General features: G+C 49.3%; 17 protein-coding genes. 16 read left to right on the top strand and 1 reads right to left on the bottom strand.

From position 1 onward, the window contains the following. Positions 1–11: 11 nt before the first annotated feature. The gene (locus tag BTJ40_RS15765) at positions 12–1,025 is read right to left on the bottom strand and encodes an asparaginase (protein WP_108733992.1); all 1,014 of its coding nucleotides are present in this window, start codon (positions 1,023–1,025) and stop codon (positions 12–14) included. Positions 1,026–1,429: 404 nt separating this feature from the next. Between BTJ40_RS15765 and BTJ40_RS15760 the strand changes: the two genes are divergently transcribed. From BTJ40_RS15760 to BTJ40_RS15685, 16 genes are all read left to right on the top strand, one after another. Next, positions 1,430–2,752 carry a homoserine dehydrogenase gene (locus BTJ40_RS15760; protein ID WP_238152223.1) on the top strand — a complete coding sequence of 441 codons (1,323 nt, stop codon included), beginning with the start codon at positions 1,430–1,432 and terminating at the stop codon, positions 2,750–2,752. Positions 2,753–2,838: 86 nt separating this feature from the next. Next, complete coding sequence (gene thrC, locus BTJ40_RS15755; protein ID WP_108733990.1) at positions 2,839–4,239, top strand: threonine synthase; 1,401 nt, start codon at positions 2,839–2,841, stop codon at positions 4,237–4,239. Positions 4,240–4,299: 60 nt separating this feature from the next. Further along, positions 4,300–6,027: a single-stranded-DNA-specific exonuclease RecJ gene (recJ, locus tag BTJ40_RS15750; RefSeq protein WP_108733989.1), complete on the top strand. Its 1,728-nt coding sequence runs from the start codon at positions 4,300–4,302 to the stop codon at positions 6,025–6,027. Between the two features lie 79 nt (positions 6,028–6,106). Next, positions 6,107–7,018: a DMT family transporter gene (locus BTJ40_RS15745; protein ID WP_108733988.1), complete on the top strand. Its 912-nt coding sequence runs from the start codon at positions 6,107–6,109 to the stop codon at positions 7,016–7,018. Positions 7,019–7,026: 8 nt separating this feature from the next. After that, positions 7,027–7,653, top strand: a complete 627-nt coding sequence (locus BTJ40_RS15740; RefSeq protein ID WP_108733987.1) for a LysE family translocator — start codon at positions 7,027–7,029, stop codon at positions 7,651–7,653. 857 nt (positions 7,654–8,510) lie between these two features. Continuing rightward, positions 8,511–9,263, top strand: a complete 753-nt coding sequence (locus BTJ40_RS15735) for a hypothetical protein (protein WP_108733986.1) — start codon at positions 8,511–8,513, stop codon at positions 9,261–9,263. Positions 9,264–9,782: 519 nt separating this feature from the next. Beyond that, positions 9,783–10,535 (top strand): hypothetical protein, encoded by a 753-nt coding sequence (locus tag BTJ40_RS15730; RefSeq protein ID WP_108733985.1) that lies wholly within the window; start codon positions 9,783–9,785, stop codon positions 10,533–10,535. A gap of 215 nt (positions 10,536–10,750) precedes the next feature. Then, positions 10,751–11,209: a hypothetical protein gene (locus BTJ40_RS15725; protein ID WP_108733984.1), complete on the top strand. Its 459-nt coding sequence runs from the start codon at positions 10,751–10,753 to the stop codon at positions 11,207–11,209. A gap of 24 nt (positions 11,210–11,233) precedes the next feature. Then, entirely contained in the window at positions 11,234–11,626 is a 393-nt protein-coding gene (locus BTJ40_RS15720; RefSeq protein ID WP_157954112.1) for a MerR family transcriptional regulator, read from the top strand. A 103-nt stretch (positions 11,627–11,729) separates the two neighbouring features. Continuing rightward, positions 11,730–12,825, top strand: a protein-coding gene (gene prfB, locus BTJ40_RS15715; protein WP_108733982.1) for a peptide chain release factor 2 whose coding sequence is annotated in 2 segments (ribosomal slippage) — positions 11,730–11,801 and positions 11,803–12,825 — 1,095 coding nt in all. Because the reading frame shifts where the segments join, the coding sequence is not laid out codon by codon here. A gap of 72 nt (positions 12,826–12,897) precedes the next feature. Further along, positions 12,898–14,382, top strand: a complete 1,485-nt coding sequence (gene lysS / locus BTJ40_RS15710) for a lysine--tRNA ligase (protein ID WP_108733981.1) — start codon at positions 12,898–12,900, stop codon at positions 14,380–14,382. A 131-nt stretch (positions 14,383–14,513) separates the two neighbouring features. Continuing rightward, entirely contained in the window at positions 14,514–15,440 is a 927-nt protein-coding gene (locus BTJ40_RS15705) for a hypothetical protein (RefSeq protein WP_238152029.1), read from the top strand. Between the two features lie 671 nt (positions 15,441–16,111). Beyond that, positions 16,112–16,417 carry a hypothetical protein gene (locus BTJ40_RS15700; RefSeq protein WP_108733980.1) on the top strand — a complete coding sequence of 102 codons (306 nt, stop codon included), beginning with the start codon at positions 16,112–16,114 and terminating at the stop codon, positions 16,415–16,417. A 55-nt stretch (positions 16,418–16,472) separates the two neighbouring features. Next, positions 16,473–17,093: an RNA methyltransferase gene (locus tag BTJ40_RS15695; RefSeq protein WP_238152028.1), complete on the top strand. Its 621-nt coding sequence runs from the start codon at positions 16,473–16,475 to the stop codon at positions 17,091–17,093. A 1,519-nt stretch (positions 17,094–18,612) separates the two neighbouring features. Next, on the top strand, positions 18,613–18,738 hold the full coding sequence (locus BTJ40_RS22955; protein ID WP_255422696.1) for a hypothetical protein: 126 nt from the start codon (positions 18,613–18,615) through the stop codon (positions 18,736–18,738). 458 nt (positions 18,739–19,196) lie between these two features. Continuing rightward, positions 19,197–21,383, top strand: a complete 2,187-nt coding sequence (locus BTJ40_RS15685) for a M3 family metallopeptidase (protein ID WP_108733979.1) — start codon at positions 19,197–19,199, stop codon at positions 21,381–21,383. Positions 21,384–21,559 lie beyond the last annotated feature (176 nt).

Here is a 21,559-nt window from a genome sequence, read left to right as displayed (position 1 = left end):
TCCAGTTTCTATCAGTTGGGGTGGTTGCACTCACCGCACAACGGGCGCTGTAATAGGGTTTTAATTTCCGTATCGGAATAGCCCATTGCCAACAGATGGTTGAGCTTTACAAAACAGGCTTCGCTGGTCATATCCAGACCACCTATAACACCGGCATCAAGCAGTGCGGAGCCCGCAGCGTATTTCCCGAGATCCACCTGGTGTTCCAAACACTGGGACACTGCTACACAAATAGTGCCGAGCTTTGAAGCCTTCTCAAGCTGCTCGGTAAATGCGCTGTCGTCAGTCGGCGCATTGCCGGTGCCGTATGTTTCAATAATCAGGCCCTCGGGGCGGCTCTCTAAAATTTTCTCAATCAGTGAGGGAGATATACCGGGGAATAGTTTCAGTAAAATCACTCCGCCATTGGCATCGGCGGGAATCTGAAACTGCGGTTCACCGGTGGGCACCAGCAGGGCGTTGTGGTCGATATTGACCTGGATACCCACTTCCCCGAGGCAGGGGTAATTGGGGCTGCTAAAAGCATCCAGTGAGCCAGAACTGACCTTTACTGCACGGTTGCCGCGTAGAAGTTTGCCGTTGAAGTAGAGGCAAACCTCCCTGATATCGTCGGAGCCGCTTAATAGTAGCGCCGCAATTAAGTTGTTATAGGCGTCGCTGCGCATCTCCCGCAAGGGGATCTGGGAGCCGGTGACGACCACGGGCTTTTCAATGCCTTGCAGGGCAAAGGACAGTGCTGAGGCGGTGTAGGCCATGGTGTCGGTGCCGTGCAGCACCAAAAAGCCTGAGTACTGGCTATAGTTGTCGCGTATCAGGCTGGCAATGTGATACCAGTCCTTTGGTCGCATATTGGCGCTATCCAGCAGTGGGTCGAGTGCCTGGAAATCGTATTGTGGAAGCTGGCCGATAACATCTTGTAAGAGGCGGCCCAGTGCGCCTTCCAGGTCGGCGTCAGGCACATAGCCCGATTCGCTTCGGCGCATTCCCAGGGTTCCGCCTGTATAAAGGATTAGGGTTTTCTTCATTACTCGACCACTATCTGAGTCCGGATTCAGTACGCCCCTATTTTGTGCAAAGGCGCGGTGGATGCAATTTCGCAGGTTGCTGTTACCTGATGCTAGTAGATGCTTCTATAGCATCTACTGAGGACGCTGTTGGTTTCAAGAGGTGATTTTGGGTGACAGAAGTTTCGACTCTACTCTAGCCGGAAGCGGTGCCTTTATGGCGCAATTATATTGACTTTTTTACGTTCCGCTCGGTAAGGTTGATGATCTTTTGTCAATTTTATTTGCATTTATTGCGCGGCTTCCTGTGGTGGCACTTTCTATGTAATCGGGGATAGATCCCGGTCTGGTTCGCTGCCCCTATAGTTGCGCGGAGGAACATTGTGAGCGCAACAGTGGAAGAGACTGCGGAGGCGGAGGCTCAGGTGGTTGTAAAAAAGGCACCCCGTGCCGTGCGGATCGGTATCTGTGGCCTGGGTACTGTCGGCAGTGGAACGGTGAATGTATTGGCGCGCAATGGGCGGGAAATTGCAGTCCGTTGTGGTCGCGCCCTGGTCATTGAGCAAATAGGCGCGCGCCGCGATAACGCACACTGTGATACCAGCCAGATAAACGTTACCCGGGATATTTTCGATGTCGCCAATAATCCCAACGTGGATATTTTGGTGGAGCTTATCGGTGGCACTACGGTAGCCAAGGAGCTGGTGCGCACAGCGATTGAAAATGGCAAGCATGTTGTCACCGCCAATAAGGCGCTGATTGCCGAACACGGCAACGAGCTGTTTGAGCTGGCCGCAAAGCACAATGTCACCATTGCCTATGAGGCGGCGGTAGCTGGCGGTATTCCGATTATTAAATCCCTGCGCGAAGGATTGGTGGGCAACCAGGTGCAGTGGCTCGCCGGAATTATTAATGGCACCGGCAATTACATCCTCACTGAGATGCGGGAAAAAGGGCGGAGTTTCGATGAAGCTCTGGCCCAGGCCCAAGCTTTAGGGTATGCGGAAGCGGACCCCACTTTTGATGTGGAAGGTATCGATGCTGCTCACAAGCTGGTGATCATGGCTTCCCTGGCATTTGCTATGCCGCTTGCTTTTGACAAAGTGTACACCGAAGGCATCAGCCGGATCTGTAGTGAAGATATTCGCTACGCAGATGAGCTGGGATACCGTATCAAGCACCTGGGGATTGCGCGTCGCACCGACAAGGGTGTGGAGTTGCGGGTGCACCCGACCTTAATTCCCCAGCGCCGCTTGATCGCCAACGTAAACGGCGTTATGAATGCGGTGCTGGTCAGCGGCGATGCTGTGGGACCAACCCTGTATTACGGCGCTGGTGCGGGCGATGAAGCCACGGCATCGGCAGTGATCGCCGATCTTGTTGATGTGGCCCGCACTCTTGAGGCCAAGCCGGAGCACAGAGTGCCGGCAGCGGGTGTCGCCCTTGCGGATCAAGGGGGAACCCAGGTATTGCCAGAAGAAGATGTTATTACCAGTTATTACCTGCGTATCGCAGCCCACGACAAGCCTGGTGTTATGTCTCAGGTAGCCACCATTTGTAGTGATCAGGGCATCAGCATCGAGGCTCTGATCCAGCACGAACCGGTTGAAGGTGAGGCACTTGTCCCGGTGGTGATTTTGACCAGTCGAGCCGATGAAGCCAGCCTCCGCGAAGCGGTTGCACAAATAGAGGCTTTGGAAACGGTCGAAGGTGAAGTCGTCAGGATTCGTGTTGAGAGCCTCGGATAAACCCTGCGGGCGCCGAGTGACATAACCCCGGGCTCGGTGCCCCAATCAATAAACTCCCCAGCCAGCGATAAGAGCCAAGAAATACTGTGAAATTTGTCAGCACACGCGGCAGCGCGCCGTCTCTCTCCTTCGCCGATACTGTACTAACAGGCCTTGCCAGCGATGGAGGTCTCTATGTTCCCGAGACTTTGCCGAAGTTTTCTCGTGAGGAAATTGCCTCTATGGCGGGGCTCGATTACGAGCAGCTGGCCTTTCGCATTATCCAGCCGTTTGTGGGGGATGATCTCAGTGATGAAGAGCTGAGCGGTATCATCGGGCGTTCCTATAAGCACTTCCGCCACAAAGCTATTGCCCCGCTGGTGCAGACGGACACCAATGAGTGGGTGCTCGAGTTGTTTCACGGGCCCACCCTGGCATTTAAAGATTTTGCCTTGCAGTTCCTCGGTCAACTCTTTGATCACCTGCTGAAAAAGCGCGGTGAAAGAGTGGTGGTTATGGGGGCAACTTCTGGGGATACCGGTTCGGCCGCGATCGAAGGTTGCCGCCACTGCGACAATATCGATATTTTTATTCTGCACCCCCATAACCGTGTGTCTGAAGTCCAGCGACGCCAGATGACCACAGTGCAGTCGGACAACGTATTTAATATCGCTCTCGAAGGTAATTTCGACGATTGCCAGAATATGGTGAAAGCGAGTTTTGCCGATCAATCATTCCTGCCCGATGGACGCCGCCTGGTAGCGGTTAATTCCATTAACTGGGCGCGGATTATGGCGCAGATCGTCTACTACTTTTATGCCGCCCTGCGCCTGGGGGCGCCGGATAAAACCGTTAATTTCTCCGTACCCACCGGTAATTTTGGCGATATTTTTGCCGGTTACCTGGCGAGGCAGATGGGTTTGCCTATCGACCAATTGGTAATTGCGACCAATGCCAACGATATTCTGCATCGTTGCATCAGCGGCAATGACCACACTCCCAAACCACTGGTGCACAGCTTGTCTCCCAGTATGGATATTATGGTGTCGAGTAACTTTGAGCGATTGCTGTTTGACCTCTACGGTCGCGATGGTGCGACGGTTGCTGAATTGCTCGCGGATCGCAGCCAACCCATGCATTTGAGTGAATCGGCCCTGGGCAAAGCGAGAGAAGTTTTCTCCTCCAGCCGGGTGGATGACAAGCGCACGGTTGAAGTGATTGGCGAGACCTTCAGCTCCTGCGAATATCTGCTCGATCCGCATACAGCTATCGGGGTTGAAGCCGCACGACAGGTACGTCACTCCACCGAACAGCCCATGGTTTGCTTATCTACCGCACACCCGGCAAAATTCCCCGATGCCGTGGCCCAGGCCCTGCCAGAAAAAGAGATTCCCCTGCCGAGTCATATGCAGGATCTCTGGCAGCGGGAGGAGCGCTTCAAGGTATTGCCCAATAACTTGTCCCAAGTACACGACTATATGGCGACGATGCTGTCAGAAGGCAGTTAATCGGCACACTGTCGTGCAATAAGCGGCAACCGATTAGCTATTTGTTTGCTGAGAAATACATTGAGTACAAAAATTCAGCGACGGCCAGTGGATTTGTCTACTGGCCGTTTTGCTTCTGAAACACCAAAAATATTGCAACGTGTCCTGTTGGGGCGGGGGATTGTCAGCGAAGAAGCGCTGGATCACAGTCTCTCTCAATTACAGAGCCCGCAGAGTATGCGCGGGCTGGAGGCTGCCGTTGCTTTGCTGGTGGAGGCTATCCACGGGCAGAAGAAAATCCTTATCGTGGGGGATTTCGATGCGGATGGAGCCACCAGTAGCACCTTGGGGGTGTTGGCCCTGGGTGCAATGGGCGCGCCGGGGGTTGAGTACCTGGTGCCGAATCGCTTTGACTTTGGCTACGGGCTGACTCCAGAAATTGTCGAGGTAGCCAAAGATTATCAGCCCGATCTGCTGATCACCGTAGATAACGGTATCAGCAGTATCGAGGGCGTGGCAGCGGCAAAAGCTGCTGGTATGAAAGTGATTGTGACGGATCACCACCTGCCCGGCAGTGAGCTGCCGCAGGCGGATGCCATCGTAAACCCGAACCAGCCGGACTGTGGCTTTCCCAGCAAGAACCTCGCCGGAGTGGGGGTGATCTTTTATCTGCTCAGCCGTTTGCGCACGGCCCTGCAGCAGAGTGGGTGGTTTGAGCAGAGCGGTATCGCCCCGCCCAATATGGCCGAATACCTGGATTTGGTCGCCTTGGGTACTGTGGCCGACCTGGTCCCACTGGATCACAACAACCGGATTCTGGTTCACCAGGGCATCGCCCGTATCCGCGCCGGCCGCTGCCGGCCCGGAATTGCCGCCCTGATGGAGGTTGCCGGGCGCGATCAGCGCAGGCTCTCCACCACAGATATTGGTTTTATTTTGGGGCCGCGTATTAATGCGGCTGGCCGTCTCGACGATATCGGCACCGGTATCCGCTGCCTGCTCACCCGCGATCCCAGTGAAGCGCGGGAGCTGGCCGGCGAGCTGGACGCCCTGAACCGGGATCGCAAAGCGATCGAGCAGGGGATGCAGCGGGAAGCAATGGCGGCCCTGGATGAGTTGCGCCTGGAGGGCGAAATTCCCTGGAGTTTGTGTCTGTACGATGCCAACTGGCATCAAGGTGTGGTGGGTATTTTGGCCAGCCGCATCAAAGAGAAGTTCCACCGCCCGGTGATCGCATTTGCTGAGGGTGATAATGGCCTGGTGAAGGGCTCTGCGCGTTCGATTCCCGGGCTGCATATTCGCGATGCCCTGAGTGACGTAGCCGCCTCTCATCCGGACCTGATCAGCAAGTTCGGTGGCCACGCTATGGCGGCGGGGCTGAGCTTACCCCAGGAAAACCTGGAGGCTTTCCGCAAGGCTTTTGAGCAGGTGGTGCGCAACCGCCTGAATGAAAACCAGCTGCACGCGGTTATCGACTCTGATGGTGAGTTGGAATCTGGGGATTACACTTTGCACACGGCAGCCATGTTGCGTGCTTGCGCGCCCTGGGGACAGGCGTTTCCAGAGCCGGTATTCGACGGTGAATTCCTGTTGCTGCAACAGCGCATTGTCGGCGAGCGCCATTTAAAAATGGTGGTGGCGCCGCCCCAGGCGCCGCAATTAGAGCTGGATGCTATTGCTTTTAATGTGGACTCCGAGCAGTGGCCGCAGCCCACGGAAAGAGTGCGCTTGGCTTTTAAGCTCGATGTTAATGAATTTCGCGGGCGGGAATCCCTGCAATTAATGGTGAGCCTGTTAGAAGCGGTATAGGGTGCACTTTGTATTTGGCTGTTGGGAAAAACATGGAGTTTTTTGCAACAGCTCCCAAGTTGTTTGGAAGTAAAAAGTAGTGAAACGCAAACAAGTCCAGGCCGAAGTCCTACTGTTATTAGCCGCTCTCTTCTGGGGCGTTGCCTTTGTGCCGCAAAAGATTGCCATGGCGGATATTGAGCCGCTGGCATTTAACGCATGGCGTTTTATTCTCGGTGGTTTAATCCTGATCCCCATCGTTTACTGGTTGTCCTCCCGTCGCGATGCCCAGCCCGGTGAAGCCGAGGGGCAATCGGTGAATCACACCTGGCGCGCCTGCCTGCCCGGTGGTGCACTGTTGGGTTTTTGGCTGTTTCTCGGTGCAGCGCTGCAGCAGGTGAGCCTGCTTTATACCACTGCCGGTCGCGCTGGATTTATTACCGGTTTTTATTTACTGCTGGTGCCGGTGATCGGTTTGTCCCTGGGGCATAAAACCAACCGCTGGACCTGGATGGGAATTGGCCTTGCTTTGTTCGGTCTCTATTGGTTGGCAGACTTCAGTGAAGAATCCCAGCTGGTGGGCGACTTAATGGTATTTGCCAGTGCCTTTGTTTTTGCTATCCAGGTATTGACGGCAGATCGATTGGTAAAACGCTACGACGCTTTGCGACTCGCCTGTATCCAGTTCCTGGTGTGTGGCTTTTTGTCCGCCGTAGCTTCGCTATTTACCGAGGAGGCGACACTGCAATCGGCGATCGATGCGGCTTGGCCTATCGCCTACATGATGATTTTCTCCACGGCACTGGCATTTACTTTCCAGCTCCTGGCCCAACGCTACGCCGCGCCTTCCCACGCCACTGTAATTATGAGCCTGGAGGCAGTTTTCGCTCTGGCGGCGGGCTGGCTATTCCTCAATGAAATGCTCAATACCACGGAATTAATTGGCTGTGGTTTGATGCTGGCGGGGATGCTGGTCAGTCACTACGGCAACCACAGCGGTACTCATCACTAGGGAAGTCAATGGAATTATCGACATTGGCACTCTTTGTTCCCGCGAGGTTCTTTGCCTCGGTTACACCGGGGCTCTGCATGATGCTATCGCTCAGCCTGGGAATTACCCTGGGCGTGCGCCAGACTCTGTGGATGATGGTGGGGGAGTTGATCGGTGTTGCGTCGGTGGCGATTACCTCTGCACTCGGTGCTGCGGTATTGATGGTTCAGTATCCGACTTTATTTCAGCTGTTCAAATACTGCGGAGCCGCCTATTTGGCCTGGATAGGACTGCAGATGTGGCGCTCCCGGGGGCAGCTGGCTCTGATGGATCAGGGTGATACAGTCGACGCTAGTCGACCATCACGAAGAGCGCTGGCGCTACAGGGTTTTGTCACTGCTGTGGCCAACCCCAAGAGCTGGGCGTTTTTTATTGCGTTGCTTCCGCCTTTTATTAACGATGCCAAACCTCTGGTACCCCAGCTCTCAGTCTTGCTGGCGATATTGCTGTTTTTGGAGGCGTTGTGCCTGCTGATCTATGCCAGTGGCGGCCAGGCCCTGAGTCGACTACTGGAGCGGTCTGAAAATGTGCGTTTGGTTAATCGGATCTCTGGTACTTTGATGCTATCAGTGGGAGCCTGGTTAGCATTATCCTGACACGGCGTATTTTACGCTAGCAGCTATAAGTTGGTTTGATCGCACCATATGCATTGTCGCTTCCGAATACTATTTTTCTAAAATTCGGTATATATGGTGCAAAAATTCAAGTGCACTGCAGCAATGGTACTGTGTTTGAAGCTGATCTCGGTTGAAAGACTGTTTTAATCTGGCTGATAACTACAGGGTCAGGTTTAACCACATAACAGGTCTTATTAAGTGTCGATGGTTTTGCTAAATATATTGTTGGTGACTTTGTTTAGTTGAGCTGAGCTAAAGTCCTGACCTGATAATGAGTATGACTAATGCGGATTTTTATATTTAGAGGTCAGCTTAATATCCTAATCTATTAAAATTGTTAGTGGCAAAGTTTTCTATCGCTGTAATAGCGGAATTTTCGGAGTTATTTAATAGTGGTGTGAAAGTTTTTCTTCAATTGGCAGGGTCAATACAACAGCTCCTCAGGAATATTGCCCTTACTGATTACTCAAAGGTGAGATCATAATTTTCTTATTATTACTTGAGGCCAATTTATTGGTTTTCAATGCCGGTCTGTATTTTGATGTAAGTACTTACGGTATATCAATCCGTAAAATGCTACGGTTTTTTTCGGTTCACTTGGATGTAATTTCTGGCGTGCAGGTTGTGCCTGGCTATGATTTCACTTTTTGCCGCTGTGACAAAACTAAAGCCTGAGACTGATGCAGGTTGAGTTGTCGTGTAGAGGATGAGTTCCCCTGAAATGCGGGTGTGGATTTTTCGCAGGTCCACTTTAGTTGCATTTTTTGTACAAAGTGGTTGCACATTCTTGAATTAAGATTCGGCCCTGAAAAAAATATCCCGTAAGGAATCACTCCATGACCATCTATTTTGCTAATAAAAGCCTCGCGGATGTAAACGGCATAAAAGTCCATGCGCGCTACAGTTTTGTATCAATATTTCAAAATCTACCCAATAAAAAAGGGTCATCTGATGGCAGGCTGACTCACAAATTGGCGCCCGCTATCAAATTGGCTTTGGAAGCCCTGAATGATGTTTACACCCGTTTTACCAGTGGGTCAGCCCTTAAAGATAAAGGCTCCTTCCAACAGTACTTAGCGAAATATTTTTTTATTGATAAAGCTGAGAAAAATGACGACTATTTTGGCGTTCTTGCCATGATCAAAGCAATTAAAGGCGGTCTCGAGACAAATAATAATGTCATTAAGGTTTTTTCTGATATTCCGCTCACGAAGAAGAATTTTGTGGTTTCAGGTTATGTTACTCGCTACCACATTGGCAAATCAAAATCGCATGCGACTGCTTGCAAGGAGGCGACAGTGAAAGATGGCAAATTAGGCTTTGTCGAGGTTGAGAAAGGCGATGTGCACATGAATGCTTACACTATAGATAATAATAGTAACTTTTTAAATGCCGTTACCTTTTTACATGAAGCCAGTCATAAATACGCCGGTACTGTCGATCATGGGGATAAAGGCTATACGGATAAAGAGGGTGAATATCTAAAAAAAGGCTTGACCAAAGGGTCTGCGTTGATAAATGCAGAAAGCTATGCACGGTTTATTATGCACTACTATGCTGCGGAGAATGGGGTAGATACAGCAATCTGATAAAATAAGATTAGTGAGGTGGGTCTTGATTTTAGGTAGTTAGGGCCCAAAGCTAGTCCGAATTTTAGCTCCATAAGAATTGTCAAAAAGCAAAATTTGATCTTGTTGAAGTAGTGGTGCTTTGGGGTCATAAAGTCCAATATTTCTGGATCGATTGCTGTTCATTTAATATTTAGTGCAGGTAGCCTTCCCGCTTGATGAGTCTTGCTTAAGTGTTTCTTGGATTTCCATAACTGGCACACATGGTGATAACGAAGGAGTCTAGCTCGCTGATTCTTAAAGAGCGATACCAGATCGAATCCCTCAATAGATAGAACTATTCGGCTCTACATCTATATTGGAAGTCCAAATATTAGTACCTGGTGAGAGAGTCAATAAATTTCTTGGAATAACTATGGATTTATTGGCGCGGGTTCTTTTGGACTGCACAATAATTGCATAATGCATACAAACTGATTGCACATTCACAATTTAGAGTATGGCGCATAGAAAGATAACCAGCATTCTGAGAAATATAAAATGCCTAAAATGCCTAAGTTTAATAAAAAGCTCTATTTTGCCGAGAAAAGTCTAAGTCCGCAAATTCATGTGCGCTACAGTTATGGGTCAATATTTAATAATATACCCGATAAGATGGGGTCGTTTGATGGTCGGCTGACCAATAAATTAAAGCCCGGTATCGATCTGGCTATGGACGCGCTGAATTACGTGCACAGCCGCCTCAGCAGTGGGTCTGCTTTTAAGGGCGACGAACACTTCAAGTACTACCTCAAGCGTTACTTTTTTATCGATGATATCGATAAAGACTCTAACTTTTTGACCCTTTACACCACGATAAAGATGATGAAGACTGGCCTTGGAACCAATAAAACGGTTATTAAGGTCTACAGTAGTCCGAAAGATGGGACTGAGGGTTATGTTGTAACCTACTTTAAAAATGCCGGGGACCACACCACACCCGGTTTCTATACTGACACCAGCAGCGACACAATGAAGAGGAGACGTGGGGCCAAGGGCGACATACATATGGAAAGTGGTTGTATTAAATCAAATTCTAACTACCACAATGCCGTTACCTTTTTACATGAAGCCAGCCACAAGTACGCTAGCACAGCTGATTTTGGTGAAAAGGGATATACTGTAAAAAATACAGGAGCTTATCGGGAGGGCGGCCTGACTACAGAGCAGGCATTGATCAATGCTGAGTCCTACGGCAAATTTATTATGGATTACTACATCAAGCAGAACAGCTTAAATATTGCAATCTGGTAATAGCGAATCCGTAAAGAGGCCTCTGTTTCCCGCCAGCGGAGCCTGTAATCAACCTGTTCAATCAAATTATCGTTTCTAAAATACTGCGTTATTCACGCTTCTCCAGCCGCAACGGGCGCAAAATAACTGTATTTCCGGTATCCTGATATTGCCAGTTGGAGTCTTGCTGGCACTATCTTGATTCCGATAAATATCGCTTTATGGAGAAAAGCTCAATGCTAATGAAGCCTTTGTCTTTACTGTTGGTACTGATATTCGCCGTCACAACCGCAGCTTGCGGCCAGTCGAGGGAGGAGAAAGCGATGGAGAACGAGGTTGAGAACACACCCGGCGCGGCGGAACCCGAGGTCGCACCCACGCTTCCCGCAGCCACCATGACGCCAGGGGAAATGGTGTGGATTTACCGCAGCAGTGGCAGCAAGCAGTGCGAAGGGGGTGGCATGACCCTTCAACAGAGCTTGGCCAAATTGCGTGACAGTGGGGTGAGGGTACAGGAGTCCCGCTGTGGAGTCCGTACAGACCGGATGTATCCAGCCGTATGTGGCGCACCCACTGGAGATATCCTGATGCACCTGATCGGTATGGATGCCCTGGATGCCTCACTTGAACTGGGGTATAACCCCGCCGAGAAAGTGCAGTATCAGTTTGCTGCCTGTCGGGACAACAGTGCCTGAGTTGAAACTTTAAGTGGGGTAATTGTGAATATTTCCCAAGCCGCAGAGCATTCGGGCCTCAGCGCCAAGGCCCTGCGCCACTACGAAAGTATTGGCCTGGTGGTGCCCGGCCGCTCAGGTAATGGCTATCGGGATTACTCCACTACCGATGTCGAAACCCTCTGCTTCGTGCGCCGCGCGCGGGCTTGTGGCTTTACCACTGAGGAGGTCCGGGCGCTACTGGGGTTGCGGGATAACCCGGAACGCCACAGCCGCGAGACCAAAGACCTGGTAAATCACAAGCTTACCCAGCTCGAAGAGCAGTTGCAGACCCTGCTGGGGATGCGTGCAACCTTGCTGGCTTTTGCCGACAGTTGCGCCGGCAATGAGTCTCCGGACTGCGCAATCCTGGAAAAGCTATCGGGACAGACCGCCTAGTAGAGGATTTGCCGCCATATCAGCCCCTATCTGACTGGAAGGACCCCCGCGCGCTGCGGTAGAATGCGCGCCGCTTTTTATTTTGTCCGGACACCGAAAGTTCATGGAAATCAATCCCCTCATCAATCAATTAAAAGACCTCGAAGAGCGCACTGACGTTCTTAGGGGGTATCTTTGACTACGCCAGCAAGAAAGAACGCCTTACCGAAGTAGAGCTGGAGCTGGCTGAGCCGAGCGTTTGGGACGACCCCAACCGCGCACAGGAACTGGGGCGCGAGCGTTCCTCCCTGGAAACGGTGGTTAACACCATCGAAAACCTCGACTCCGGCATCGACGATTGCCGCGAGCTGCTGGAAATGGCAGTTGAGGAAAATGATGAGGACTCCGTAGGGGAGGTCTCCACTGAGATCGAAGGCCTCCAGCAGCAGCTGGGGATTCTGGAATTCCGCCGTATGTTCTCTGGCGAGAACGACGAGAACAATGCCTACCTGGATATCCAGGCTGGCTCCGGCGGTACCGAGGCCCAGGACTGGGCGGAAATGATCCTGCGTATGTACCTGCGCTGGGGTGAAGCCCACGGCTTCAAGACCACCCTGGAAGAGGTCTCTGCGGGGGAAGTTGCCGGTATCAAGAGTGCCACTGTGCACTTTGCCGGCGACCATGCCTTTGGCTGGCTGCGCACAGAAACCGGTGTACATCGCCTGGTGCGCAAATCGCCGTTTGATTCCGGCAACCGTCGTCACACTTCTTTCAGCTCGGTATTTGTGTCACCGGAAATCGATGACAATATCGAGATTGAAATCGACAAATCCCAGGTGCGTGAAGACACCTACCGCGCCTCCGGCGCCGGTGGTCAGCACGTCAACAAAACCGATTCTGCGGTGCGTTTGACCCACACAGAATCCGGTATCGTCGTACAGTGCCAGAGTGAGCGCTCCCAGCACCAGAACCGCGATAAAGCCTGGAAAATGCTGCGCGCAAAAATGTACGAGCAGGAAATGCTCAAGCGCAACGCAGAGAAGCAGGCCATGGAAGACAGCAAGGCCGACATCGGTTGGGGCAGCCAGATCCGCTCCTACGTGTTGGACGACCAGCGTATCAAGGACCTGCGCACCAATGTCCAGACCAGCAACTGCCAGGCAGTACTGGACGGAGACCTGGACCAATTTATCGAAGCCAGCCTCAAAGCCGGTCTCTGATTTAAAGTCTCCACTCTCACCGCGCCCCTCGTCGATGAGGGGCAATATCAATCACAAAACTGATAGATCACCATGACTGATATCCAGCAAGACGAAAACAAACTGATCGCCGAGCGCCGCACCAAGCTTTCCGCTCTGCGCGAGAAGGGCAATGCTTTCCCCAACAGTTTTCGCCGCGAGAACCTCGCTGCCGACCTGCAAGCTGAGTTCGGCGATAAACAGAAAGAGGAGCTGGAAGAACTGGGTAAACGGGCGTGCGTAGCAGGGCGAATCCTGGCTAAACGCGGACCCTTTATGGTGATCCAGGATGTGTCTGACCGCATCCAGCTCTACGCCGATAAAGCGGCACAGAAAGATATTAAAGAGCGCTTCGGTGCCTGGGATATCGGCGACATCGTCGGCGTAAAAGGCACACTGCACAAATCCGGCAAGGGCGATCTCTACGTCAACTGTGAAGAGTACAGCCTGCTGACCAAAGCGCTGCGCCCGCTGCCGGAAAAATTCCACGGCATCGCCGATCAGGAAATGCGTTATCGCCAGCGCTACGTGGACCTGATTGCCACGCCGGAAGCCCGCGAAGTGTTCCGCGTGCGCTCCAAAGTGATCGAGTACATCCGCGACTTCCTTAACGCCCAGCAGTTTATGGAAGTGGAAACGCCCATGCTGCAAGTTATTCCCGGTGGTGCCAGCGCGCGTCCGTTCGTTACCCATCACAATGCGCTGGATATCGATATGTACCTGCGCATTGCCCCGGAGCTGTACCTGAAGCGTCTAGTCGTGGGTGGTTTTGAGCGGGTTTACGAGATCAACCGCAACTTCCGCAACGAGGGCCTGTCCACGCGCCACAACCCCGAATTCACCATGCTGGAGTTCTACCAGGCGTACGCGGACTACAACGACCTGATGGACCTCACCGAGAAGATGCTGCGCGGTATCTGTGAAGATGTACTGGGCTCCACGACTGTGGAATACCAGGACAGCAGCTACGACTTCTCCAAGCCGTTCGCGCGCTTGTCTGTGTTCGACTCCATCCTGCACTACAACCCGGAACTGACTGCGGCCGATATCGACAATATCGAATCCGCCCGCGCCGTTGCCGAGAAGCTGGAAATCCCGCTAAAAGACAGCTGGGGCCTGGGTAAGGTACAGATCGAGATCTTCGAGAAGACTGTAGAGCATCGTCTCGACCAGCCGACCTTTATCACTGAGTACCCAACCGAAGTGTCTCCGTTGGCTCGCCGTAACGATGACAACCCGTTTGTCACTGACCGCTTTGAATTCTTCGTTGGCGGCCGTGAGATAGCCAATGGTTTCTCCGAGTTGAACGATGCGGAAGATCAGGCCGAGCGCTTCAAAGCCCAGGTTGCGGAGAAAGATGCCGGTGACGACGAAGCCATGCACTACGACGCCGACTATATCCGCGCGCTGGAATACGGCCTGCCGCCCACCGCTGGTGAGGGCATCGGCATCGACCGTCTGGTAATGCTGTTTACCAACTCTCCATCGATCCGCGACGTACTGCTGTTCCCGCATATGCGCCCTGAAGCGAACGACTAATCGCTTCTCACTGCCGGGTAGTTTCACCTGCCCGGCAGTATTTCCTCGCTCTGAAACTTCCCTCAGCTCTATCTATCCTTATTTATTGTGATGCTCTATCGAGCCTCAAGTGATTTGGGGTGGTTACAGCTATGAAACAGGGACAGGCGAAAGAGAAAAGCGCAAGGCAAATATTGGCGCTGATTCTCTGTAGCTTTATCTCCTGTGCAGTCGCTTCTCAAAGTTCGGAACCAGCACCAGTTACCAACCCAACCTCCAAAGGGCCCGATGATTGGCGCTTCCTCGTCACTCCCTATCTTTTTCTCCCACTTCGCACTAAAGGGACTTCCACTGTTGCTGACACCAGTGTCGATATAGACCTGGATTTAAGTAAAACCCTGGAACTGCTCAACGCTGCATTTTCTGTGCGCCTGGAAGCCTGGAAAGGGCGCTTTGGACTAGTGGCGGATCTTTACTATGTGCACCTCAGTGTGGATAAGGGAGCAACCATAACCCCGCCGCGAAACCCACAGCTGGATATCGATGTAGATATTGATGTAGATATTGATGTAGATATTGATGTAGATATTGATGTAGAGGTGGATGCTCGCCAGGGCTGGATAAATGCCCTGGCCGGTTACAGGGTTTTAGAAGGGAACCTGGCTAATAGTGGACGAAAGTACTTTGTTGATGTGGGAGCGGGCCTGCGCTGGAACCGATTAAAGCAGGAAGTGAAAGCACGAGCGGGAATTAATATAGGCCCCAGACCCGAATTCAGGAATCGCCTTGGCGGCAAACAGAGTTGGTGGGAACCTACGCTATCTGCGCGAGGTGCAATCGGAATTACTGAATGCCTGACCATTGCTGTACGCACGGAATTGGGAGGCTTTGGCGCTGGGGGTGATGACTTACAGTGGAATCTATTAGCCGGATTCGACTGGCGCGCCTGGAAAACCACCTCACTGCGTTTTGGGTATCAGTATTACAGTATTGATTATTCCGACCGGCTCTCTGATGGGCGATTTGCTTATGATATTACTCAACATGGGCCGTATATAGCGGCGACTTGGCGGTGGTAGTTGAGTGAGTTCTATTTTCGATTAAAACGTGTGGCTCTGCTCAAAGATCTTCTTAGTGACCGTTATTTTTGAAGAGGCTAAGATCTTTAGAAGAATAAACTTAAAGTCAAAGAGTTGGTTATCTATTTGTAACTTGTGATAGTGGTCATATGGGTCACACTTTTTATCTGGTTCTATGGTCTCGTTTATGTATATCTAATTGAATTGATAGCGAAAGGTAAATGTGAGCAGTGAATTTACATTTGAAATAGTAGTCAAGATAATAGTAGTTAGAATGAATGCTATATAAATGCTGCGTGAATGGATGATCAGGTGGGTTGGCCAATATTTTTAGAGAAATATTACTCTTTGACAATTATAGGTATGGTCGTAGGACTGATTTATCCAATATATATGACCTTTTGGAGTAACCAAGCTAGGCGCGGAGAATTGTCGGAAGAACCTAGAAGCCGAGTTTCTCTTATGCTCAGTAGCATAATCAGTTCATTCAAATTTGGAGTTTTTACATTCCTGTTTTTAACAATAGTTGCTCTATTGTACGGTATAACGCTTACGATCTGGGCAATATTCCATGAATTATACAGCTAGTGGCCGTTATCGATCCTACGGGACCGGAATGGCTTTTCTACTGCTTCAAAGTTAGGCACTATATTCATTAAACGTGAGTCACTATGGAAAACCCTGCAGTCTACATTATTACATTGATAGCTGGCGGACTGGCTACACTTTGCTGGTTTCTCATCCGACGCAATCATGTCCTGTCCGAAAAAATTGGAATCCTCCAAGCATCGATTGATAGTAAAGATAAAGAGCTTCAAAGGCTTATCACTGAAAGGGAAGAGGCTGATAAAGCATGTAACGAAGCGATCAAGACTCTCTCAAAAGAAAATGAAAAGCTTAAAAGTGCAATTTCTCAATACAAAAAACCAGTTCATATGCCACAACCTATAAAGCCAATGGGTAGCGGTATAAAGTAAATGTAACAAGTTTAGGCTTTGCGCCTGAATAATGGCCCATATTTGGACGTTAGTAGTGAATAAGTTATCTGAGATCTTCGAGAATATGAAAGTTGATAAAAGTGATGCTCGAAAAAGAGCTGATGAAATTAAGCCTTATCGCTGTAAAAATCTGATAGCTGTTCTCGAGTGCCCAATGGATATGAAGAACATTGGAACAGTCATTAGAAACGTCAATGCGTTAGGCGTTGAAAAAACGTACATTGTTGATCCGCGCAACTTATTGCCCAATGATTGGCAGGAAATGAGAGAAAGGAAATCACTCTCAAAACCGTCTGTCTCTGCGATCAAATGGAGCTTCGTAAAGCGTTTTGATAGTACCGAGGAATGCCTGGATCATTTGGTAAAAAACAGATTTATCTCGATTGTCACCTCTCGCCATGTAAAAGGAAAAGACAACTTTATATTGCATGAGGCTGATTACACTCAGCCAAAACTGGCTGTTTGGTTTGGTAACGAATCTAGAGGTATAAGTGATCTTGCAGTCGAAAATAGTGCTTTCTGTGTATCCATTCCAATGTTTGGAATGATTGAAAGCCTGAACCTCGGAACAACTTCTGGCATTGTATTGTATGAAGTTACTAAGCAGCGCCGCGAGTATCAGGAAAAGTACAAGAGAGCAAACCGTAGCGACTAATAAAGTAATGCAGCTGGCGTCTTGTTTGTATGATTTTTGCACACTTATTGCGCTATTATTCATTCCTGTACAAATAAGCACAAAGTAAGCCGAGCCTGATTACGGCATTATTACTCTGTGAGGCTTATATGCAATTTAAGCTCTTAAAGGAATAGATCAAGATAGAGATTATTTGCTAGATCTCAGAAAGTTGACAATGACCGAGCATCTTGAAATTTGGTCAGTTTCTTTCGGAACAAGAACATGAGTGTCGACTAGGTGACATTTATGAATGCTCATATTTAATTGTTCATAATGATCACGTTATTGGTCTATTGAAATATCGTGAATTTGACGAAAAATTGAAATTATGCAACTATAAATTGACTCAAATTATCGATGTAAAGGGTTGGGCAAAAAGCTCTTGAACAAGTCATTGAAGCTTTCAAGTCAAAATATTTTTTAGTTAACTGTTGTAAAAGAAAATAGAGCACTTAATTTATGGAAAAAGCTTGGGTTTTCAATTTTTTGGGAAGATGAGCTCGAATGCTTTATTTGGGTTGAAGCTATGAAAAATATAATTATTTTTTTGATATTTTCATTACTTTTGGTTTCCTCTTATTCCTCGCCGAGGTTTGAGGCTGATTATGGTTTCATTAGTCCGGCAGACGAGAGTTCTATTATGCTGCATGTTTAATCGATTTGTGCCAGGAGGAGGATGCTACACGTGTGGGCTTCTTTTGTAGCATTTTAATATGAGAAAGTTTTTAGCTTCTTCTTGGGTCGCGCTTGCATGCCACTGTGAACGCCTACTTAAATATCACAATTCAAATTTCGTCAAATCCAGATTGGATAATATATAAATATTTTTGAAGTCAACAGGTGGTGTAATTTGGGCCACTTAACACTGAATAAATTGATGGATTAGGGATTCTTCATGTTATCAAGTGATTCTCAAGTGCGCAACATCTAGAGGTACGGAATGAGGAGAATAAACTGTCAGATGGCTTAATCTGGTTGTCACCTGGTCGAACAGGTTTTTTATAGTCGTGAATAATGGGAATGCTCTTACTAAAATTCCATTTGGACTCCAGCTTGTAGGCTACCTTTATCACTTTGATACCACTGGGGGTATTCAAGGGGTTTCGATAAGCTTTATTTCTATTTTTCAGAGTTTGAATCAATTAATTGGCAGTGTTCAATCACTTGTAAAAAAATATACATTTAGTTTGTTCAGGGGTGGAAATTGAAAATAATTTTTAGAATTTATTGAGGTGCTAGGCTTCATATTAATTTGCCAATACCTGCCACAAAACTGCTTACCATATAGAAAATATAAATCGAGAAGTTGGTTAACGGATGAGTTTCGCGTGACTTTGAGCTTTTCAGACTTACAACGAATGCTGTATCTGTTTTTCAGGAATACTTGAAAGATATTGGTTTCTAACTTTTAATATTCTTCACAGTTCATCATTTTTAAATACCTTTATTCTATATTCCTTCCGAGCGTTACAATCTGGGTTAGATCTTCAGTTTCTGCGTGATCAGTTTTGGTAGCGGTAAAGACAGCGGCACCTCCAGCGGTGCTAGCTATACCGAATCGGCACTGCCCTATCTCAGCGTTTATTGCTGTGGCGACCAGCTGGTAATCAATGACTGGAAGTAGAAAGCCTGCATGGCCGAGCCGCCTATGATTAAAGCCAGTTTTTAGCGGCTATGGGGCAGCGACTAGAGTATAGATACCATAGCAACCACTTTGACCATTACAGACCTATATCACGCTACTGTTCAAGGGGTTCGCTAAACAAGCATCACCGGTTCCGCACTAATAACCGTATAACCAAGGGGGAGAAGTACCATGAGCAACGTATAGCTCCTATTGGTATTGCTATGACTTTAGGTTTAATTCATGATATAACATATCATTATGTAAGTGAAATCCTCTACTTAAGGGGCGTGACTTTATTGTCATTTGGGTCACATTATTAAGCGGCAGCGGGGCGAAATTGTGGTCCTGCATTGATCGGTAGCCGGTTTGGCCAGGGTGATTGACTGCTAAGTGCGCAAATGCTCTTACAAAGTTTTTTAGGCTCCCATTTTTAAAAAAACATATCGGAGAAGAAAATGCGCAAATCTCTTCTAATCTTGGCTATTTTGGCTACTGCAGCGTGCTCAGAATCATCGAAAAATAATTCGATAGGCTCTGAACAAGCCCGTGAAGCAGGAAGTAAACAAGTCACTGCTGAGCTGACGGCACAGGTAAGTAAAGACAACCCTCTGTTAAGTCCCAGTGAACTGCAATATCAGGCGCCCGATTTTAGTCGAATCAAGGATGAACATTTTGAGCCAGCATTCAAACAGGGTATGGCGGAGCATTTGCAGGAAATTCAGGCGATTGCAGAAAACACTGATCCGGTCAGCTTCAGTAATACTATTGTTGCGATGGAAAAAGCCGGTGGCCTCTTGACCCGTGTTTCCCGCGTCTTTTTTAATCTGGTTGGCACTGATAGCAACGAAGCCCGTCGTGCACTACAAAGCAAAATGGCCCCACGGCTTGCTGCCCATTCCGATAGTATCTACCTGAATGAAGCTTTATTTTCCAGGGTTGAGTCTCTTTATAGCCAGCGTGTTGCTCTCGAAATGGATCCGGAGTCCGAGCGCCTGCTGGAAGTTTACTATGATAAATTCATAAAGGCCGGTGCCAAGCTGTCAGCAGAAGAAAAATTAACTCTACGCGCGCTGAACGAGGAGCACTCCACGCTCACTACGCAGTTCAGCCAAAACCTGCTCAAACTGAGTAAAACGATCGCTGTTGTTGTCGATGATCAGAGCGAACTAGACGGGCTTTCCGAGAGTAAGATTGAATCTGCTGCTGAAGCTGCGGCAGCCGCTGGTCACAAAGACAAGTTCCTGATCAGTATCACCAATACCACCCGTCAGCCCGTACTCACATCTTTGAAGAATCGTGAGCTGCGTCAGCGTATCTGGGAAGCTTCTGCCAACCGTGGAACCTCTGGTGAACTGGATAATCGTCCTATCGTTCAACGGCTGGTCCAGATCCGTGCGCAGAAAGCAGATTTGCTGGGTTATAAAAACTGGGCCGAGTATCAGCTGGTCAACACCATGGCTGAGAAGCCGGATAGCGTGATGGATATGCTGAATTCCATGGTGCCGGCTGTAGTGAAAAATACCAAGGCAGAGCAGACCGATATCCAGGCTATGATCAAAAGTGAAGGCGGTGATTTTGATGTGCAACCGTGGGACTGGGCTTACTATGCTGAGAAGGTGCGTCAGCAGAAGTATGACCTGAATGAAAACGAAGTGCGTGAGTTCTTTGAGTTCAATCGCGTCTTGCACGATGGTCTGTTCTACACCATGAATCGCCTATACGGCATTCACTTTGAGGCTCGCCCAGATCTGCCTGTGTATCATCCTGATGTTCAGGCATTTGAGCTGTTTGATCATGATGGCAAAAGCCTTGCGATCTTCTATGCCGATTATTTTGCCCGTGATGGCAAGCGTGGTGGTGCCTGGATGAATTCCTTTGTTGGTCAGTCTGGCCTGCTGGAGCAGAAGCCCGTCGTAGTGAATGTGATGAATATTCCCAAGGGGCCGGAAGGTGAGCCGACACTGGTGAGCTTTGATCATGTGACCACGATGTTTCACGAGCTGGGGCATGGTATTCATGGAATGTTTTCCAACGTGCGTTACCCGAGCTTAGCTGGTACCAGCGTATCCCGTGACTTCGTAGAGTTCCCATCTACCTTTGAGGAGGACTGGGCGAGCGTGCCAGAAGTGCTGGAAAACTATGCTTATCACTACAAAACTGCTGAGCGTATCCCGGCGGAACTTCTGGAAAAGGTGTTGAAAGCCAAGAACTTCAACATGGGTTTCGATACGCTGGAGTATATGTCTGCCGCGTTACTGGATATGGAATGGCACTCTCTGCCGGGTGATGCTGAGCCTCAGGATGTGGCCGAATTTGAAGCCAAGGCATTGAAGAAACACGGTGTTGACCTGCAGGCAGTACCGCCGCGCTACAAGTCCACCTATTTTGCCCATTCCATCGGTGGAGGCTATTCTGCCGGTTATTATGCTTACATGTGGAGTGAAATCTTGGCCGCAGATGCCTTCGCTTATATTCGCGTTCGTGGTGGCCTGACCAGAAAGAATGGCGACTGGTATCGTCAGAATATTCTCGAAGTGGGTAACTCCCGTCCCCCGATGGAATCTTATGTGAAGTTCCGCGGTCAGGAACCGACCACTGAGGCGTTGCTGATTCGCCGTGGACTGAACCTCGGTAGTGAGTAGTATCTGATGTTGCCAGAGCAAGGAAGCACAGCTGGCAATGGATTTAAAAAATGCGCCGCCTTGAATCAGGACGGCGCTTTTTTTTTAGTGGCAATAATTCGAGACTATATTCGATGAAACTCGGGTTTTCTTGAATGCTATATAAATGACGGCAGACACTGATGATTCCAAAACCA

It is taken from the genome of Microbulbifer sp. A4B17 (assembly GCF_003076275.1).
Classification (GTDB): domain Bacteria; phylum Pseudomonadota; class Gammaproteobacteria; order Pseudomonadales; family Cellvibrionaceae; genus Microbulbifer.
The sequence above is the reverse complement of the archived record's forward strand: the minus strand, read 5'-3'. Positions and strand labels throughout refer to the sequence as shown.

Coding starts and splice junctions, on each gene's coding strand:
- BTJ40_RS15685 (WP_108733979.1), top strand. CDS start 19,197: ATGCGCAAATCTCTTCTAATCTTGGCTATTTTGGCTACTGCAGCGTGC.
- BTJ40_RS15730 (WP_108733985.1), top strand. CDS start 9,783: ATGCCTAAAATGCCTAAGTTTAATAAAAAGCTCTATTTTGCCGAGAAA.
- BTJ40_RS15725 (WP_108733984.1), top strand. CDS start 10,751: ATGCTAATGAAGCCTTTGTCTTTACTGTTGGTACTGATATTCGCCGTC.
- BTJ40_RS15700 (WP_108733980.1), top strand. CDS start 16,112: ATGGAAAACCCTGCAGTCTACATTATTACATTGATAGCTGGCGGACTG.
- lysS (WP_108733981.1), top strand. CDS start 12,898: ATGACTGATATCCAGCAAGACGAAAACAAACTGATCGCCGAGCGCCGC.
- BTJ40_RS15765 (WP_108733992.1), bottom strand. CDS start 1,025: ATGAAGAAAACCCTAATCCTTTATACAGGCGGAACCCTGGGAATGCGC.
- BTJ40_RS15740 (WP_108733987.1), top strand. CDS start 7,027: ATGGAATTATCGACATTGGCACTCTTTGTTCCCGCGAGGTTCTTTGCC.
- BTJ40_RS15705 (WP_238152029.1), top strand. CDS start 14,514: ATGAAACAGGGACAGGCGAAAGAGAAAAGCGCAAGGCAAATATTGGCG.
- BTJ40_RS15735 (WP_108733986.1), top strand. CDS start 8,511: ATGACCATCTATTTTGCTAATAAAAGCCTCGCGGATGTAAACGGCATA.